Source organism: Cupriavidus sp. UYPR2.512 (assembly GCF_000379565.1).
Classification (GTDB): Bacteria; Pseudomonadota; Gammaproteobacteria; order Burkholderiales; family Burkholderiaceae; genus Cupriavidus.
Window position 1 is genome coordinate 364,455 of record NZ_KB902853.1, and the last position, 16,771, is coordinate 381,225.

Annotated in this window: 17 protein-coding genes and 1 tRNA gene; 6 read left to right on the forward strand and 12 right to left on the reverse strand. The window is 66.5% G+C overall.

Annotated elements, in window-relative coordinates; all coding sequences use genetic code 11:
* Window positions 1-8: 8 nt before the first annotated feature.
* A complete protein-coding gene (locus A3A5_RS0104435; RefSeq protein ID WP_010814663.1) occupies window positions 9-290 on the forward strand; it encodes a hypothetical protein in 282 nt (93 codons plus the stop codon).
* A 79-nt stretch (window positions 291-369) separates the two neighbouring features.
* On the opposite strand, the gene rmuC is transcribed toward A3A5_RS0104435, so the two are convergent.
* The 6 genes from rmuC to A3A5_RS0104465 all read right to left on the reverse strand — a co-directional run bounded on the left by rmuC (window position 370) and on the right by A3A5_RS0104465 (window position 7,087).
* Window positions 370-1,857 (reverse strand): DNA recombination protein RmuC, encoded by a 1,488-nt coding sequence (gene rmuC / locus A3A5_RS0104440; RefSeq protein WP_018309423.1) that lies wholly within the window; start codon window positions 1,855-1,857, stop codon window positions 370-372.
* Between the two features lie 27 nt (window positions 1,858-1,884).
* Window positions 1,885-2,880 carry a D-glycerate dehydrogenase gene (locus tag A3A5_RS0104445; RefSeq protein WP_018309424.1) on the reverse strand — a complete coding sequence of 332 codons (996 nt, stop codon included), beginning with the start codon at window positions 2,878-2,880 and terminating at the stop codon, window positions 1,885-1,887.
* 4 nt (window positions 2,881-2,884) lie between these two features.
* Complete coding sequence (locus tag A3A5_RS0104450; protein WP_018309425.1) at window positions 2,885-4,309, reverse strand: sodium:proton antiporter; 1,425 nt, start codon at window positions 4,307-4,309, stop codon at window positions 2,885-2,887.
* Window positions 4,310-4,464: 155 nt separating this feature from the next.
* Window positions 4,465-5,151, reverse strand: a complete 687-nt coding sequence (locus tag A3A5_RS0104455; RefSeq protein WP_018309426.1) for a lactate utilization protein C — start codon at window positions 5,149-5,151, stop codon at window positions 4,465-4,467.
* A gap of 108 nt (window positions 5,152-5,259) precedes the next feature.
* Window positions 5,260-6,438, reverse strand: a complete 1,179-nt coding sequence (pncB, locus tag A3A5_RS0104460) for a nicotinate phosphoribosyltransferase (RefSeq protein WP_018309427.1) — start codon at window positions 6,436-6,438, stop codon at window positions 5,260-5,262.
* A 76-nt stretch (window positions 6,439-6,514) separates the two neighbouring features.
* Window positions 6,515-7,087, reverse strand: a complete 573-nt coding sequence (locus tag A3A5_RS0104465; RefSeq protein WP_018309428.1) for a hypothetical protein — start codon at window positions 7,085-7,087, stop codon at window positions 6,515-6,517.
* A 314-nt stretch (window positions 7,088-7,401) separates the two neighbouring features.
* Between A3A5_RS0104465 and fdxA the strand changes: the two genes are divergently transcribed.
* The 3 genes from fdxA (at window position 7,402) to A3A5_RS0104480 (ending at window position 9,231) form a co-directional block, all read left to right on the forward strand.
* Window positions 7,402-7,725, forward strand: a complete 324-nt coding sequence (gene fdxA / locus A3A5_RS0104470; protein WP_010814656.1) for a ferredoxin FdxA — start codon at window positions 7,402-7,404, stop codon at window positions 7,723-7,725.
* A gap of 77 nt (window positions 7,726-7,802) precedes the next feature.
* A complete protein-coding gene (locus tag A3A5_RS0104475; RefSeq protein ID WP_010814655.1) occupies window positions 7,803-8,912 on the forward strand; it encodes an NAD(P)/FAD-dependent oxidoreductase in 1,110 nt (369 codons plus the stop codon).
* 243 nt (window positions 8,913-9,155) lie between these two features.
* Window positions 9,156-9,231: transfer RNA gene (locus A3A5_RS0104480), tRNA-Asn, on the forward strand.
* A 105-nt stretch (window positions 9,232-9,336) separates the two neighbouring features.
* Here A3A5_RS0104480 and A3A5_RS0104485 read toward each other — a convergent pair.
* The 6 genes from A3A5_RS0104485 to kdpE all read right to left on the reverse strand — a co-directional run bounded on the left by A3A5_RS0104485 (window position 9,337) and on the right by kdpE (window position 14,854).
* The gene (locus A3A5_RS0104485; RefSeq protein WP_018309429.1) at window positions 9,337-10,104 is read right to left on the reverse strand and encodes an IclR family transcriptional regulator; all 768 of its coding nucleotides are present in this window, start codon (window positions 10,102-10,104) and stop codon (window positions 9,337-9,339) included.
* A 69-nt stretch (window positions 10,105-10,173) separates the two neighbouring features.
* A complete protein-coding gene (locus A3A5_RS0104490) occupies window positions 10,174-11,337 on the reverse strand; it encodes a CaiB/BaiF CoA-transferase family protein (protein WP_018309430.1) in 1,164 nt (387 codons plus the stop codon).
* 12 nt (window positions 11,338-11,349) lie between these two features.
* Window positions 11,350-12,516, reverse strand: coding sequence for an acyl-CoA dehydrogenase family protein (locus A3A5_RS0104495; RefSeq protein WP_018309431.1), 1,167 nt, complete (start codon window positions 12,514-12,516; stop codon window positions 11,350-11,352).
* 48 nt (window positions 12,517-12,564) lie between these two features.
* Window positions 12,565-13,542 (reverse strand): tripartite tricarboxylate transporter substrate binding protein, encoded by a 978-nt coding sequence (locus A3A5_RS0104500; protein ID WP_018309432.1) that lies wholly within the window; start codon window positions 13,540-13,542, stop codon window positions 12,565-12,567.
* Between the two features lie 50 nt (window positions 13,543-13,592).
* Window positions 13,593-13,982 carry a cupin domain-containing protein gene (locus A3A5_RS0104505; RefSeq protein WP_018309433.1) on the reverse strand — a complete coding sequence of 130 codons (390 nt, stop codon included), beginning with the start codon at window positions 13,980-13,982 and terminating at the stop codon, window positions 13,593-13,595.
* 176 nt (window positions 13,983-14,158) lie between these two features.
* Window positions 14,159-14,854 carry a two-component system response regulator KdpE gene (gene kdpE / locus A3A5_RS0104510; RefSeq protein ID WP_018309434.1) on the reverse strand — a complete coding sequence of 232 codons (696 nt, stop codon included), beginning with the start codon at window positions 14,852-14,854 and terminating at the stop codon, window positions 14,159-14,161.
* A gap of 583 nt (window positions 14,855-15,437) precedes the next feature.
* On the opposite strand from kdpE, the gene rpsU reads away from it, so the two are divergent.
* Window positions 15,438-15,650: a 30S ribosomal protein S21 gene (rpsU, locus tag A3A5_RS0104525; protein WP_010814647.1), complete on the forward strand. Its 213-nt coding sequence runs from the start codon at window positions 15,438-15,440 to the stop codon at window positions 15,648-15,650.
* Between the two features lie 200 nt (window positions 15,651-15,850).
* Window positions 15,851-16,762: a nodulation factor ABC transporter ATP-binding protein NodI gene (nodI, locus tag A3A5_RS0104530; RefSeq protein ID WP_026200447.1), complete on the forward strand. Its 912-nt coding sequence runs from the start codon at window positions 15,851-15,853 to the stop codon at window positions 16,760-16,762.
* Window positions 16,763-16,771 lie beyond the last annotated feature (9 nt).

Consider the following 16,771-nt stretch of genomic DNA (forward strand, 5'->3'; position numbering starts at 1 on the left):
CCCCCGTCATGAATCAGGAGATCGCCTACCTCCACCCCGTCAAGACCGCCCGCGCGCTGGTGCTGGTCTACCTGTGCTTCTCGCTGCCGATCGTGTCGCTGGGCCTGTTTGTCACCTTCGTCCGCTACGGTGACCTGCCCGCCATCACGGTCTTCAGCGCAATCATCCTGAATGCGCTGATCGGCTTCGGCCTGCTGTGGCTGGCCTGCAAGGCCTACAACTGGGTGGCCGCCCGCTTCGGCGGCATTGAAGTCCACGTGCGCGAACTGGCGCCCGAAGACGAGCGCTGAGCAGCGCGCCGGCGCCCAGGCCGGCAGCAATCCGGCAGCCCCCTGCGGGGGCTTGCCCCGACCCTTCCCTGCCTCGCGTTCAGCCGCCGTTGTCTTCGGCGGCCTCCGGCGCGTCCGCCGCTTCTGCTGCATTGAGGCCAAGCACCTGCTGCGCGGCCTCGCCCGGCAGCGCTTGCACCGTGCGCAGCTTGCGCGCCATCTGGCGCGTGCGCACTTCTGCCTGCTCGATATTGCGCGCGGCGCGTTCCAGCGTGTCGCGGGTCTTGGCCAGCACGTCGCCGAACTTGCCGAACTCGGTCTTGACCGCGCCCAACACCTCCCACACCTCGCTTGAGCGCTTTTCCAGCGCCAGCGTGCGGAACCCCATCTGCAGGCTGTTCAGCAGCGCGGTCAGCGTGGTGGGCCCGGCCACGGTCACGCGGTAGTCGCGCTGCAGCAGGTCGGTCAGGCCCGGGCGCCGCAGCACCTCGGCGTACAGACCCTCGGTCGGCAGGAACAGGATGGCGAAATCCGTGGTCTGGGGCGGCGACAGGTATTTCTCGGCGATGGCCTGGGCCTCGCGCCGCAAGGCCACTTCCAGTTCGCGGCCAAAAGCGAGCACGCCGTCCGGGTCGCCCCGCTCCTGGGCGTCCACCAGGCGCTCGTACTGTTCCTTGGGAAACTTGGCGTCGACCGGCAGCCAGACCGGCGCATTGTCGCCACCTGCCGCCTTGCCCGGCAGCCGGATGGCGAACTCTACCCGCGCGCCCGAGTTGCGCACGGTCTCGACGTTCTTGCCATACTGCTCCGGCGTCAGCATCTGCTCCAGCAGCATTTCCAGCTGGACTTCGCCCCAGGTGCCGCGCGACTTCACATTGGTCAGCACCTTCTTCAGGTCGCCCACGCCCTGCGCCAGCACCTGCATCTCGCCCAGGCCGCGGTGCACCTGCTCGAGCCGGTCCGACACCAGCCGGAAGGATTCGCCCAGGCGCTGCTCCAGCGTGGCGTGCAGCTTCTCGTCGACGGTGCGGCGCATTTCCTCCAGCTTGGCGGCGTTGTTGGCCTCGATGTCCTGCAGCTTCTTCTCCAGCGTGGCGCGCACTTCAGCCAGGCGCCGCTCGTTGGCTTCGGACATCTGCGCCAGCTGCTGCTGCAGCCCGTCGCCGAAGCGGCGCAGCGTGCCGGCCTGCTCGTCGCGCGCCTGCTGGCCCTGCAGCATCATGTGCTGGCGCACCTGCTCTAGCTGCTGGGTGTTGGTCTCGGTCAGCTTGGCCAGTTGCTGCGCGAAGGTGTCGATCTGGTTGTTCTGCAGCGTGGCGATGCCCGTCAGCTGCGACGACAGTGCCTGCTGGAAGCGCAGCATCTGCTGCGCCGACTCGTCGCGGTTGCCGCGCGCGGCCCCGGCGACTTCGGTGCGCACCTCGCGCTCCAGCCGCTCCATGCCGTGCGCGCTTTCCGCGCGCATGTCGGCCAGTTGCCGGGCCAGGTCCGCCCCCGGCGAGGCCGTTTGCTGGCGCAGCAATACGATTACCAGCAGGACGACCGCGAGCAGCGCCACGGCCAGCGTCAGGAACGGGATCAGGGTCATGCAGCAGGAAACAGGTGGATGGCGGGCTTAGCGGCGCCGCGACATGACGTCGGGGTTGACCACGGTGGGCGGATGGCCGGCCTGCGGGCCCTGGTCGAGCGCGGCGATCAGGTTATCGGCGGCCAGCATCGCCATCGCACGGCGGGTCTTCTCGGACGCGCTGGCGATATGCGGCGTGAGCACGACGTTGGGCACTGTCAGCAGGTCCGGATGGACGCTGGGCTCGCCCTCGAACACATCCAGGCCGGCGCCGAAGATGCGCTTGTCGCGCAGCGCCTGCGCCAGCGCGGCATCGTCGACGATGCCGCCGCGCGCCAGGTTCACCAGCGTCGCGGTCGGCTTCATCAGCGCCAGCTCGGCCGCGCCGATGGCATGGTGGCTCTGCGGGCCATAGGGCAGCACCAGCAGCAGGTGATCAGACTGGCGCAGCAGGTCTTCCTTGCTGAGATAGCGCGCGTTGAGCGCGCGCTCGGTGTCCGCCGGCAGCTGGCTGCGGTTGTGGTACAGCACGCTCATGCCAAACCCGCTCGCGCGGCGCGCCAGCGCCTGGCCGATGCGGCCCATGCCCAGGATGCCCAGCGTGCTGCCGTACAGGTCCATGCCGACCAGCATGTCGTAGCTCCAGCGCTGCCACTTGCCCGCGCGCAGGTAGTGCTCGGCCTCGGTCACGCGGCGCGCGGTGGCCATCAGCAGGGCCCAGCCGAAGTCGGCGGTGGTCTCGGTCAGCACGTCCGGCGTATTGGTGGCGACGATGCCGGCAGCCGTCAGCGCCGGCACGTCCAGGTTGTTGTAGCCGACCGCCATATTGCACACCGCGCGCAGCGCCGGCAGACCGGCGACCACGTCGCCGTCGATGCGGTCGGCGGCATTGGCCAGCACGCCGGCCTTGCCCGCCAGGCGCGCCTTCAGCGCGGCGGCGTCGAGCACCGCGTCCTGCTGGTTGTCGTCGACATCGAAATACTGCGCCAGGCGCGCGATGACTTCGGGATAGATGGCGCGGGTGACAAGGACAGACGGCTTCATGGCATCACACGTGGAAGAAGAGGAAGGTCATGATGACGAACAGCGGCATCAGGAAGATGCCCGAGTACAGCATGTAGCCGAAGAAGCTCGGCATGCGCACGCCGCGGTTCTCGGCAATGGCCTTGACCATCAGGTTGGGAGCATTGCCGATATAGGTATTGGCGCCCATGAACACAGCCCCGGCCGAGATCGCGGCCAGCGTCGAGGCATCGCGCGTCATCAGCGTGGCCGCGTCGCCACCGGCGGTGTTGAAGAACACCAGGTAGGTCGGCGCGTTGTCCAGGAACGAGGACAGCAGGCCGGTGGCCCAGAAGTACATGCCGTCGACCGGCTGGCCGTTGCTGTCGCTGACCGCGTGGATCACGCCGGAGAAAGCGCCGTCGGTGCCGGCCTTGAGCATGGCGATGACCGGGATGATGGTCAGGAAGATGCCGGCAAAGAGCTTGCCGACCTCCAGGATCGGCTCCCAGTTGAATTCATTGCCGGCGCGCGCCGCGTGCGGCGTCACCAGCAGCGACACCACCGCCACCACCACCAGCAGCGCATCGCGCACCGCGGCCTGCAGCGGCACCTCGGTGCCCAGGATGTCGAACGAAATGCCCGGCTTCCACAGCCCGCTCATCAGCACCAGGCCGATCACGGCCAGCAGTAGCACAAAGTTGAACTTGCCCTCGATGGCGATGCCGCCCGAGTCCGGCGTGGGGTCGCTGCGCGGCGGCAGTTCCTCTTCCTTGTTGTGGTAGTAATGGCGGTCGACCAGGTAGAACAGCGCCAGCAGCACCACGCAGACAAAGAGCGTCTCCGGAAAGATGTTGCGCATGGTCCAGAAGAAGTCCACGCCCTTCAGGAAGCCCAGGAACAGCGGCGGATCGCCCAGCGGCGTCAGCGAGCCGCCGGCATTGGCCACCAGGAAGATAAAGAACACCACCACGTGCGCCACGTGGCGGCGGTTGTCATTGGCGCGCAGCAGCGGCCGGATCAGCAGCATGGCCGCGCCGGTGGTGCCCATGAAGCTGGCCAGCAGCGTGCCCAGCGCCAGGATGCCGGTATTGAGCCCGGGCGTGCCGTGCAGGTTGCCGCGCACGCAGATGCCGCCGGCCACGATATACAGCGAGGCGATCAGAACGATGAACGGGATGTACTCCGCCAGCAGCGCGTGCACCGCGCTGGCCGCTGCCGCATGCGTGCCGAACGCTGCCGCGAACGGCAGCAGGAACAGCAGCCCCCAGCCCGCGGCGATCTTGCCGTAATGGTGGTGCCAGAACTTCGGCGCAACCAGCGGCCACACCGCGATCGACAGCAGGATGCCTGCGAACGGCAGCCCCCACGACGGGGACAGCGACGCCCCGTCAAGATCCGCGGCATGGCCGGCGGCGGGAAAGGCGGCCAGCACGGCCGATAGCGGCAACAGCACGGAGGCACGTCGCATCAGGCAGGATCTCCTTGGGAATGCAGCATTCATTGACGCATGCCGGCACGAAGCCGCGGCACGCAGGCAAGCCTGCAAGTGTAATTCATGCACCTCTTGCGCAGGGCCTGCTGCATCAGCGGTGCATCGCATTCCGTGCGGCGCAAGCCGCGGGTTCAGGCCTCGTCGACCAGGATCACATGCACACGGTACGGGCCATGGGCGCCGAGCACGATGGTCTGCTCGATATCGCCTGTGCGAGAAGGCCCGCTGATGATATTGGTGGCGCGCGGCAGTTCGCCGCGCTCACTGCGCATCAGCGCAAAGGCGTCTTCCAGGCCGGCGACGATGCGCGAGCGCGGCACCACCGCCACATGGGTCTCGGGCAAGAGCGCGGCCGAGGCAAAGGTGGCCGGGCCCGACAGCAGCATCAGCGAGCCGGTCTCGGCAATCGCGCAGAAGCAGCCGGTGATGCCGACCAGGTCGCCATGCTCGCGGTCGGCCTCGACCTCGCGCACCGGCGGGCGGCATTCCACCGCCAGCCCCGCAGGCTGCCACGGCAGCGGGCCCAGCGCGTCCCACGCCACGGCACGGTGCACCAGGTTCAGGCTGTCGAGGAAGCGCACGGTGGCGGCGGGCACCTCGTCCATCGTCGCCACGCGGTCCACGGTCGAGGCCATGCGCTGCGCCTGCGCCAGGAAGGCCTCGGCCAGGTCGGCCGCCACCGCCGGACGCGGGCCCTGCGGATGGCGCGCCAGGTAGTCGGCCACGGCCTCGCGTTCGCCCGCGCTCGGCCGGGTCGGCCTGCCCTGGGCAGCACGGATGCGGGCAAAGATGCGGTCGCGGGCGTCGTTGGTTTCCATAGGGCCTGGCTGGGGGTCGCAAAGCGCGGTGAACGCGCGATGCGCCGATTATAGTGGCGCCCCCCGCGTGCAAAGCATGCGATGGCGGGCGCAAGGTGTTGAATTTTGCTACGCCGCAGGCTGAACCGAGTACACCTGGCGCAGGTAGGACAAGTAGCCGGGATCGTCGCACATGGTCTTTTCCGGCGTGTCCGACAGCTTGGCCACCGGCTGCCCGTTGCAGCGCACCATCTTGATCACGATCTGCAGCGGGGTATAGCCAAGGTCGTTGGTCAGGTTGGTGCCGACGCCAAAGGCCAGCCGGCAGCGGCCATGGAAGCGCTCGTACAGCTCGATCACGCGCGGGATGTCGAGGCTGTCGCTGAAGATCAGGGTCTTGGTGCGCGGGTCGACGCGGTTGGCGGCATAGTGGGCGACCATGCGCTCGCCCCACAGCATCGGGTCGCCAGAATCATGGCGCACGCCGTCGAAGAGCTTGCAGAAATACAGGTCGAAGTCGCGCAGGAAAGCATCGAATCCGTAGGTATCCGACAGCGCGATGCCCAGGTCGCCGCGGTATTCGCGCGCCCAGCGCTCCAGCGCATACACCTGCGAATCGCGCAGCCGCGGGCCCAGGGCCTGGCAGGCCTGCAGGTATTCATGCGCCATCGTGCCCAGCGGCACCATATTGTGCAGGCGGGCAAAGTGGACGTTGCTGGTGCCGGCCAGCTGCGGCCCCAGCAGGCGCCGCATGGTCAGCAGCACCTCTTCCTGCCAGTCGCGCGAAAAGCGCCGGCGCGTGCCGTAGTCGGCGATCACGCAATCGGCCAGCTCGGGCGTCTTCAGCAAGGCCAGCTTGTGGTCCAGCCGGCGGCGGCCTTCGGCCAGGTCAGGCCTGGGCTGGGTGCGGCGGAAATAGACCTCGTTGACGATCGCCAGGACCGGCACTTCAAACAGAATGGTATGCAGCCACGGGCCGATGATCGAGATCTCGATCTCGCCGTTGCCCTGCGGGGACGGCCGCACCGAGACATATTTATCGTTCAGATGGAACAGGCCGAGGAAGTCGACGAAATCACTCTTGATAAAGCGCAGGCCGCGCAGGTAGGCAAGCTCGTCGTCGGTGAAGCGCAGCTGGCACAGGTGTGCCACCTCGGCGCGGATCTCATCGATATAGGGCGTCAGGTCGATGCCCGGGTTGCGGCACTTGAAGCGGTATTCCACTTGCGCCTGCGGGAACTGATGCAGCACCACCTGCATCATCGTGAATTTGTACAGGTCGGTGTCGAGCAGAGACGGGATGATCATAGCGGGCCAGACGGCGATGCCGGGTCAGTACATCATGCTAACCGAAGTCTGGCCGCTCCCGGGCCACTCTTGCCGCTCAACCACCATCGAGGAAGGGCTGTGGCTGCCGCGGCGCCTGCCTGCCCTTCTCCTTGCCCTGCAGGCACCACAGCAGGCGGCCGTCTGTCGCGGGGCACGACACCAGCGTGGCGGCCGCGCGCGGCACCCGCTGCGGCAGCGGCTCGGCAAAAGCGCCATCGCCAGCCATGATGCGCTCGGTGTAGACCTGCGCCCCGGCGCGCTCGAAGCGCAGCACCTGCACCCGGTCGCCCGGCTGCGGCTGCAGTTGCGGCCCGCACGGCATCAGGCCGGCCCGGCCGCAATGGGCGATGGCATCGCCCGCGGGCGAATCCGTCACGCTGAAGTGGTCCCAGTCGAACGCGGTCAGCGCCGTCAGCGCGACCGGCGCGTCCGTGTGCGCGCGCCACGCCACCAGGCGCGACACCACGCTGTCGGCCATGGCCGGCGACTGGATCAGGGTCTGGGCGGCGACGGATCCGATCGGCGCCAGAAATGCCGTCAGCAGCACAGCAATGGGGGCGAAGGCCCGGCCCATCGCGGCATGGCGCCGCAGGCTGGCATGGCTGGCAAGGCAAGACTGGCGTGGCATATGGGTCTCCCGGCACGAATCCAAGTGACTGCTGGCGGCCTTCATGATGCCCGCTGGCGCGCCGACATGCCAGCAGGCCGACCTGCGTTAAATCAAAACCACATAAAGAAATAAGAAAACTATCTGATCCGGCTATATAGACCCGCTATTCTTGCCAGAAGCGTCGGCTACAATATCGCTTTCCGAAAGGCCTCGGCCGGCGCTCGTCCAGCCCATGCTACTGCGGCACTCATGCAGTAGATGCGGCGCGTCCGCCGGCAAGAAGCGGCCCCACAGTTTCCCATTAAAAGCCGACCCGTTTTCCTGGAACCGAAATGACTCACGTTGTCACCGAATCCTGCATCCGTTGCCGCTATACAGACTGCGTTGACGTGTGTCCGGTCGATTGTTTTCGCGAAGGCCCCAACTTCCTGGCCATCGACCCGGATGAGTGCATCGACTGCGCCGTGTGCGTGGCCGAATGCCCGGTGAATGCCATTTACGCCGAGGAAGACGTGCCGGGCGACCAGCAACAGTTCATCGACCTGAACGCCGAGCTGGCCCGCAACTGGCCCTCCATCACCAAGACCAAGGCCCCGCTGGCCGAGGCCGAGGAGTGGAAGGATGCCACTGACAAGCTGCAATACCTGCAGCGCTGACAGAACAAGAAAGCCGTCCCCACGCGCTTTCCGCAATACCGGGCACAAGCGGCCCACGCAAACGTATCAGGACGAATATGGACTTGAGCATTCCAAATCCCGTCGCCGACACGACCAAGCAGGTCGACGGCGGCAGCCCTGCAGGCGGCCAGCCGCAGGAAATCGATGCGCTGATCGTCGGTGCCGGCCCGGTGGGCCTGTTCCAGGTCTTTGAACTGGGCCTGCTCGAAATCAAGGCACATGTCATCGATTCCCTGAAGGTGGTCGGCGGCCAGTGCGTGGAGCTCTATCCGGACAAGCCCATCTACGACATCCCGGCCGTGCCCATCTGCACCGGCCAGGAACTGACCGACAACCTGCTCAAGCAGATCGAGCCGTTCGAGCCCACCTTCCACCTGGGCCAGGAAGTCGCCGTGGTTGAGCGCCGCGAAGACGGCCGCTTCTTCGTCGAGACCTCGCTCGGAACCCGCTTCATCACCAAGACCATCTTCATCGCTGCCGGCGTGGGTTCGTTCCAGCCGCGCACGCTGAAGGTCGAGGGCATCGACAAGTTCGACGGCAAGCAGCTGTTCTACCGCGTCAAGGACCCGAGCCGCTTCCATGGCCGCAATCTGGTAATCATCGGCGGCGGTGACTCGGCGCTGGACTGGACGCTGGACCTGGTCGGCAAGGCCGAGTCGGTGGTGATGATCCATCGCCGCGACGGCTTCCGCGCCGCGCCCGCCTCGGTCGCCAAGATGAAGGAACTGTGCGAACAGATGGAAATGCAGTTCCTGGTCGGCCAGGTCGGCGGCTATGAAGAGAAGGACGGCGTGCTCACCGAGATCAAGGTGACCGGCGCCGACGGCGTGACCCGCCGCCTGCCGGTGGATGACCTGCTGGTGTTCTTCGGCCTGTCGCCCAAGCTGGGCCCGATCGCCGAGTGGGGCCTGGACCTGGAGCGCAAGCAGATCAAGGTGGACACCGAGAAGTTCGAGACCAATATCCCGGGCATCTTCGCGGTGGGCGACATCAACACCTACCCCGGCAAGAAGAAGCTGATCCTGTCGGGCTTCCACGAGGCCGCGCTGGCCGCGTTCGGTGCCGCGCCGTATATCTTCCCCGAGAAGAAAATCCACATGCAATACACCACCACCTCGCCGAAGCTGCACAAGATCCTCGGCGTGGATTCGCCGGTGTTCGACTGAACCCCAGCGACCACTGCCAGAAAAAACCGCCGCAAAGGCGGTTTTTTCTGGCACAAATCCAAAACCGTAGCTATAATGCGGCCTCGCTGTTCAACACGACGGCTCGAAGCCAGCAGAGATGCCCTTCGCGCGGTACGGCAGGCAGCAAGCCGGAAGCTTCCAGACACCTTCTGACAAAAACAAAATGTCGAAAGGGTGTTGACGAAGAAAAGAGAAACTGGCTATAATTTCTTTCTCAGCTGTTCCCCGATAGCTCAGTCGGTAGAGCGACGGACTGTTAATCCGCAGGTCCCTGGTTCGAGCCCAGGTCGGGGAGCCAACCGATACGGAAGCCCGGTGCAAACGCACCGGGCTTTTTCGTTTTGCGCTTCGGCGCAACGCGTCACGGCAGACCGACTGCCGCAACGCCCTCCCTGCTTCTCCATCATCCCTGCAGCGAAGCGCTGGCAACCTTCAGTGCCGCGACGATGGCCTGCGCATTGACCTCGACCCGATGCAGCGGTCCCGCCACCGACAGGCCATAGGTCACGCCACCCATCGTTACCGGCATGGCGATGGCCCCCAGGTCCGGGAACGACTCACCGAAATTCGGATACCAACCCTGTTCCTGCCAGACCTGCATCATCGCTTCCAGCTGCTGCGCCGAAGCGATGGTGCGCGGCGTGCGCGCGGCAAACGACAGGCCTGAGAGCAGCTCGCCGCGCGCGCTGGCCGTCATGGCGCCCAGGATGGCGCGGCCGATCGAATTGACATGCGCGTCGCGCAACTCGCCCGGCGCGGCGATATAGCGCACCGGATTGGCGGATTCGCGCGCCTCCAGGTACAGCACGCGTCCATCGTCCTGCAGCTTGCCGAAGATCACGGTCTCGCCGGTGGTGTCGCGCAGCGATTCCAGCACCGGCTGCACGCGCTCCAGCAGCGGGTCGTTGCGCGCGATGCGCTGGGCGATATCGAGCAGCCGGCGCGTCGGGTAGTAGCCCTGGCGGCGTCCGGTCTCGTACAGGTAGCCCAGCGAGGCCAGCGTGCGGATCAGCCCCAGGCAGCTCGACATCGGCGCGCCCAGCAGCCTGGCCAGCTCGGTCAGCGTCAGCGAGCGCCCTTCGCGCGCATAGATCTCCATGATCTCGATCACGCGCAGCGCCGTCTTGACGCTGGCGTAACCAGACTTCTCCGCTGCTTCGTTTTCTGCCATCGCAGGCTTCCTCGACTTCAGTATCTGTTGGCCGGGATTGTACGCGGCGGAGTCGGCCGGCAAAGGGTGTCAGCCGCCCTCCGCGCCGCCTGACCCGGGCAACGCCTGCGGCCAGCTGCGGATATTGCCAGGCGTGCGCGAGAAGCGCGTCGGGATGCCGACCCCGCGCAGGCGGCCTTCGCTGGGATGATCGTATTCGAACATCATGCCGGTGGCGCGCAAGTGCGGGTCGTCCGCCAGGCTGTCGAAATGCGGCACTTCGCTGTGCGGGATATCGGCGTCGCGCAGCAGGTCGAGCCATTCGGCAGTGGTGCGCTGCGCGACGATTTCGGCCAGCGTGGCGTAGAGCGCGTCGATATTGGCGCTGCGCGCGGCCGGGGTGGCATAGCGCGGATCGCTGGCCAGTTGCCCGTGGCCGGACACATCGAAGAAGCGCAGCCACTGCGCGCTAGTGTACGGCAGCAGCGCGACATGCCCGTCGCGCGTGCGGTAGGGCTTGCGATGCAGCGACATCACGCGCGGGTAGCCGGCCGGCCCCAGCGGCGGAATAAAGGTCTGCCCGGCCAGCTGCTCTGCGGCCAGGAAGGACACCAGCGTCTCGAACATCGGCACCTCGATGGCCTGGCCCTGGCCGGAACGCTCGCGCTCGTACAGCGCCATCGGGATCGCGTAGGCCACGGTCAGCCCGGCCACCTTGTCGGCAAGGATGGTGTTGACGTACTGCGGGCCTTCGTTCGAGTTCGCACCCTGGAACTGCGCCATGCCGCTGCGCGCCTGGATGATGTCGTCGAAGGCCGGCGCTCCCGCGTAGGGCCCTGCTTCCGAATAGCCGTAGGCGCCGCAGTAGATCAGCCGCGGATGGTCCGCGCGCAGCGACGCATAGTCCAGCCCAAGCTTGCGCAGCGACTGCGGCCGTACGTTGGAGACAAAGACATCGGCCGTGGCGATCAGGGCTTTCAGCGCGGCAAGGTCGTCGGGCTGCTTCACGTCCAGCACCACGAACTGCTTGTTGCGGTTCAGGTTCAGGAAGCTGGCACCCATGGCCGCGTGCCGCGCCGGCTCGGCGTGGCGGAACACATCGCCGGCGGGTGGCTCGACCTTGATGACTTCGGCCCCCATGTCGCCGAGGATCTGCGTGGCATACGGCCCCATCGCGACCGAGGTCATGTCGATCACGCGGATGCCGGCCAGCGGCCCGGTGGCCGCGCTCGCCTGCGCTTGCTCTGCTTGCATCGTCGCTCCCGCTTAGTACGACTTGGGCAAACCCAGCACGCGCTCGGCGATAAAGCACAGGATGAGCTGCGGGCTGACCGGCGCGATGCGCGGGATATAGGACTCGCGCAGCAGCCGCTCCACGCGGTACTCGCGCGAGTAGCCCATGCCGCCCAGCGTCAGGATCGCGGTCTGGCAGGCGTTATGGCCGGCCTCGGCGGCGAGGTACTTCGCCGTGTTGGCCTCAGCGCCGCAGGACTGGCCTGCGTCATAGCGCGCGGCGGCCTTGAGCATCATCAGGTTGGCCGATTCCAGCTGCATCCAGGCCTGCGCCAGCGGATGCTGCACGCCCTGGTTCATGCCGATGGGGCGGCCGAACACCACGCGCTCCTTGGCGTACTGCGTGGCAATGGCCAGCGCCGCGCGGCCCAGGCCGATGGCCTCGGCCGCGATCAGGATGCGCTCCGGATTCAGGCCGTGCAGGATGTATTCGAAGCCCCTGCCCTCTTCGCCGATGCGGTCTTCCTCCGGGATGAACAGGTCGTCGATAAACAGCATGTTGGTATCGACGGCGGCGCGGCCCATCTTGTCGATCTCGCGGATCTCGATCTTGCTGCGGTCGACCCTGGTGTAGAACAGCGACAGCCCTTCGGTCGGCTTCTTCACCGACTCCAGCGGCGTGGTGCGCGCCAGCAGCAGCATGCGGTCGGCCACCTGCGCGGTCGAGATCCAGATCTTGCGCCCGCTCACCGAATAGCCACCCGGCACCTTGCGCGCAAACGTCTTGAGCTTGGTGGTGTCCAGTCCCGCGTCGGGCTCGGTCACGCCGAAGCAGGCCTTCTCCTGGCCGGCGATCAGCGGCGGCAGGAAGCGGCCCTTCTGCGCGTCGGTGCCGAACACCACCACCGGGTTCAGGCCGAACACATTCATATGCACCGCCGAGGCGCCCGTCATGCCCGCGCCCGACTGCGAGATGGTCTGCATCACCAGCGCCGCTTCCAGGATGCCCAGGCCCGCGCCGCCGAAGGCCTCGGGCATCGCCACGCCCAGCCAGCCGCCTTCGCACAGCGTCTTGTAGAACTCGTGCGGATAGGTGCCGGACTTGTCCAGGCGGTCCCAGTATTCCATGTCGAACTGCGTGCAGACCTGCTGCACGGCCTCGACGATGGATGCCTGTTCTTCGGAGAGATCGAAATTCATAGCGTTACCTGCCTGATGTCGTTGTCTTGTTCGTTGCCTGTTCGTCGCCTATTCCGGCTGGATGCCTGCCTCCTGCACCAGCCGCGACCACTTCTGCAGCTCGGCCACGACAAACTGGCTGAGCTCGGCCGGCGTGCTGCCGAACGGCTCGAAGCCCAGCGCGTGGAACTGCTGCGCATGCTGCTTGCTGGTGGCAATGGCAACCAGTTCACGATTGAGCCGCTGCACCACCGGCGCCGGCACCCCGGCCGGCGCGAACACGGCGTTCCATGAGGTCACGTCGAAACCCTTCAGCTCCGGCACGCTCGCCAGCGGCGGCAGGTCGGGCAGCAGCGCGCTGCGCTGCGCGGTGGTCACCGCCAGCGCACGCAGCTTGCCGGCGCGCACGTTGGCGATGCCCGCGGCAAAGTCGACGAACATCGCCTGCACCTGGCCGCCCATCACATCGGTCATCGCCGGCGGCGTGCTCTTGTACGGCACGTGCAGCATCTTCAGCCCGGCCATCTTCGACAGCGTGGCGCCCGACACGATGCCGGTGCTGTTGCCGCTGGCATAGCTCAGGCCCGGATGCGCACGGGCGTAGTCGATGAACTCACGCAGCGTCTTGACCGGCAGCGCCGGGTTGACCACCAGCATGAACGGCAGGTTGCCCATGCGCGAAACCGGCGTGAAATCCTTGACCGGGTCATAGCGCAGCTGCTTCATCAGCGACGGGTTGGCCGAATGCGTGGTGTTGGTGGTCATGAACAGCGTGTAGCCATCGGCCGGGGCCTTGGCCACGAACTCGGCGGCAATGGTGCCGTTGGCGCCGGGCTTGTTGTCCACCACCACCGGCTGCTGCAGCGCCTCGCCCAGGTATTTGGCGGTCAGGCGAGCCACGGCATCGGTGCCGCTGCCGGCAGCGAACGGCACCACCAGGCGCAGCGGTCTGGACGGAAATTCATCGGCCGACAGCGCCGGGGTGGCGGCCAGCGCCGCGGTGCACCCGAGCACCAGGCTGGCAAAGGCGTTCTTGAAGGACTTCACGGTGGTTGTCTCCTGTAGTTGTTCAATCCCTTGCCGTGACCAGCCGCGTCTTATGCGGGCCGTATCACGCGCTCGGGGGATTCCTCGTACGGCGGGGAATAGATCACCAGGATCCTGGCCGGCTCCTCGCTGATGACTGTGAACACATGCATCTGGTCCGGCGGGAAGAAGCAGCAGTCGCCCGGGCCCAGCTCCTTGCGCTGGCCGCCGACCTCGGCCACGGCGCGGCCTTCCAGCACGTAGCAGACCTGCTCGATGCCGGGATGCGCATGCGGCAGCGCGCCCTTGCCCTTCTCGATGGTGCCGTGGATCACTTCCAGGTGCCGCGATCCCACGGTCTCGGGCCCGATCAGCCGGCGGTTGAGGGTGCCGACATGGTTGGCGGGTTGGTAACCCTCGACGTCGTCGGTCGAAATGAAATAGACGGGTTGGTCTTGCATTCGGTGCTCCTGCCTGAATTCATATTTATGAATAATAGTTTATTACGTTGAATTTACCCGTCAAACGATTTCGACGTCGTTGCGGGTTTACCGGGAGTGAACGCGAGCGGGGCGAGCGCCGGCCTCATCACGCGGCGCGCGATCGGCAAGAAAGTGTTTTGGGAGTAACCCGGCGATCAGCCGGCGAAGCGGTAACCCACCCCGATCTCGGTCAGCAGGTAGGCAGGCTGGGCCGGGTCGGCTTCCAGTTTGTGCCGCAGGTGTCCCATGTAGACGCGCAGGTACTGGCTGCTGTCGGCATGCGACGGCCCCCACACCTCGCGCAGCAGTTCGCGGTGGGTCATGACCTTGCCGCGATGCGCCAGCAGCACCGCCAGCAGCCGGAACTCGATCGGCGTCAGGTGCACCGGCTCCCCCGCACGCGTGACCTGGCGGTTGGCCAGGTCCACGGCGATCTCGCCGAAGGCCACCTGCGCCCGCCCCTGCGCGCCGGCGCGCACATGGCGGCGCAGCAGCACGCGCAGGCGCGCCACCAGCTCGCCCACGCCGAAGGGCTTGGTCAGGTAGTCATCGGCGCCGGCGTCGAGCGCGCGGATCTTCCCGGCCTCGTCGGTGCGCGCCGACAGCACCAGCACCGGCACTTCGGTCCAGGTGCGCAGGTCGCCGATCATCGACACGCCGTCGCCATCGGGCAGCCCCAGGTCCAGGATCACCAGGTCCGGCTGGCGCGTGCCCGCCTCGATCAGTCCGCGCTGCAGCGATTCGGCCTCATGCACGGCGCAGCCCTCGTCCTGCAGGGCCGCGCGCACGAAGCGGCGGATATGAGGCTCGTCTTCCACCAGCAGCACCGTGGGCGAAAACTCGAATGGCATGACGCGTCGGCTCCTTGAAAGGTTCTCGGGTTCAGGCCGGCAAGCCGGGCGCTTCCGGTTCCAGCACCGGAGGGTTGCCGCGCGGCAGCGTGACCACGAAGCGCGCGCCGGTGCCTTCGCCCTGCGCCCGCGCATGCACCGGCTCGACGGTGGGGTCGGGGCTGGGATCGCGTCGGGTTGGCGCGGCTCAGTCATGGTGGGCGCTCTTGCCTTGCAGCGGCGGAAGCGCAGCCAGATTGTGCCACGCAAGCGGCGGCATAAAGTGCGCCAAAGTAGACTAACGGCGATTTCCGGTGCTGCGCCCGCGCGCGCATTGCACTGCATTCTTGACAGCCGCGTCGTATACATGCCATAGTTACGGGCGTATAGCATTCATGGAAACCGGTACTGTCAGACTCCAGTTGTATAGGACCTGGCGCTATCACCCCTGACACTGGTTGCACGGACTGAAACGTCCACATCTTTCAGGTTCGCGGGGGCGCACCAGGGCATTAGCCCGGCGTGCAATACCAGTCGCTCCGGCGACCGCAGTTTCCCCCCATGTGAACCAGCCGCCCGTGCGGCAATCCCCTAAAGGACTGAATTGACTAAGATCGTCTTGAAACCCGGTGAGCCCGTTGAAGTTGCGATGCGGCGTTTCCGTCGCGCCATTCTGCAGACTGGCCTGATCGTTGAACTCAAGAGCCGCACCGCTTACGAGAAGCCGACGACCGAGCGCAAGCGCAAGAAGAAGGCCGCCGAAGCACGTCTGCGCAAGCGCCTGCGCATGCAGATGCTGCCGAAGAAGATGTACTGATCCAGTACGCTTCGCCGCCTGGTACCGCCGGGCAAGAAAAACCGCCAGTTCGCTGGCGGTTTTTTTATGTCCGCGCGCCAGGCCAGCCCCACTGCGCTTTGCGGCCGCGGCTTTTGCTGCACTGCGCCACCTGAGCGTTGCGCCGATGACCGGCATAATGGCGGATATTGCGCCCGTGCGGCGCCACACCGGACCCTGCCTTGACTGCCATCCTAGAGTTGCGCAAGGTGCGCAAGCAATACGGCGACACGGTCGTGGTCGACGACCTCGACCTCCAGGTATTTCGCGGCCAGTGCTTCGGCCTGCTGGGCCCCAACGGCGCCGGCAAGACCACCACGCTGCGCCTGCTGCTGGGCCTGACCACACCCATGGCCGGCACGCTCACGCTGTGCGGCGAACCCATCCCCGAGCGTGCCCCGCAGGCGCGCATGCGCGTGGGCGTGGTGCCGCAGTTCGACAACCTCGACCCGGATTTCTCGGTGATCGAGAACCTGCGCATTTTCGGGCGCTACTTCGGGCTGTCGTCGGCCGAGATCGAGCGGCGCGTGCCGATGCTGCTGGAATTCGCCCGGCTGGAAAACCGCGCCGATGCGCAGGTGCGCGACCTCTCCGGCGGCATGCGCCGGCGCCTGACCGTGGCACGCGCGCTGATCAACGACCCCGACCTGCTGGTGATGGACGAGCCCACCACCGGCCTGGACCCGCAGGCGCGCCACCTGATCTGGGAGCGCCTGAAGTCGCTGATGGCCAGCGGCAAGACCATCCTGCTGACCACGCACTTCATGGAAGAGGCCGAACGGCTGTGCAACTACCTGTGCGTGATCGACGGCGGGCGCAAGATTGCCGAAGGCAAGCCGCACGAGCTGATCGACAGCCAGATCGGCTGCGACGTGGTCGAGGTCTATGGCGATGAACTGGACACGCTGCGCGGCAGCCTGACGCCGCTGGCGCAACGTACGGAAATGAGCGGCGAGACGCTGTTCTGCTATGTGCGCGAGCCCGCTCCGCTGCTGGCGGCGCTGCACGGCAGGAACGGCGTGCGCTACCTGCACCGCCCGGCCAACCTCGAGGACGTGTTCCTCAAGCTGACCGGCCGCGAGATGCGGGACTGAACCGAGGGA

Excerpts from the sequence above, each read along its gene's own strand:
- A3A5_RS0104465 (WP_018309428.1), bottom strand. The coding sequence starts at position 7,087 with ATGCCACGCCAGTCTTGCCTTGCCAGCCATGCCAGCCTGCGGCGCCAT.
- pncB (WP_018309427.1), bottom strand. The coding sequence starts at position 6,438 with ATGATCATCCCGTCTCTGCTCGACACCGACCTGTACAAATTCACGATG.
- fdxA (WP_010814656.1), top strand. The coding sequence starts at position 7,402 with ATGACTCACGTTGTCACCGAATCCTGCATCCGTTGCCGCTATACAGAC.
- A3A5_RS0104490 (WP_018309430.1), bottom strand. The coding sequence starts at position 11,337 with ATGCAAGCAGAGCAAGCGCAGGCGAGCGCGGCCACCGGGCCGCTGGCC.
- A3A5_RS0104455 (WP_018309426.1), bottom strand. The coding sequence starts at position 5,151 with ATGGAAACCAACGACGCCCGCGACCGCATCTTTGCCCGCATCCGTGCT.
- rmuC (WP_018309423.1), bottom strand. The coding sequence starts at position 1,857 with ATGACCCTGATCCCGTTCCTGACGCTGGCCGTGGCGCTGCTCGCGGTC.
- A3A5_RS0104485 (WP_018309429.1), bottom strand. The coding sequence starts at position 10,104 with ATGGCAGAAAACGAAGCAGCGGAGAAGTCTGGTTACGCCAGCGTCAAG.
- A3A5_RS0104445 (WP_018309424.1), bottom strand. The coding sequence starts at position 2,880 with ATGAAGCCGTCTGTCCTTGTCACCCGCGCCATCTATCCCGAAGTCATC.
- A3A5_RS0104475 (WP_010814655.1), top strand. The coding sequence starts at position 7,803 with ATGGACTTGAGCATTCCAAATCCCGTCGCCGACACGACCAAGCAGGTC.
- A3A5_RS0104495 (WP_018309431.1), bottom strand. The coding sequence starts at position 12,516 with ATGAATTTCGATCTCTCCGAAGAACAGGCATCCATCGTCGAGGCCGTG.
- A3A5_RS0104435 (WP_010814663.1), top strand. The coding sequence starts at position 9 with ATGAATCAGGAGATCGCCTACCTCCACCCCGTCAAGACCGCCCGCGCG.
- kdpE (WP_018309434.1), bottom strand. The coding sequence starts at position 14,854 with ATGCCATTCGAGTTTTCGCCCACGGTGCTGCTGGTGGAAGACGAGCCT.
- A3A5_RS0104505 (WP_018309433.1), bottom strand. The coding sequence starts at position 13,982 with ATGCAAGACCAACCCGTCTATTTCATTTCGACCGACGACGTCGAGGGT.
- A3A5_RS0104450 (WP_018309425.1), bottom strand. The coding sequence starts at position 4,309 with ATGCGACGTGCCTCCGTGCTGTTGCCGCTATCGGCCGTGCTGGCCGCC.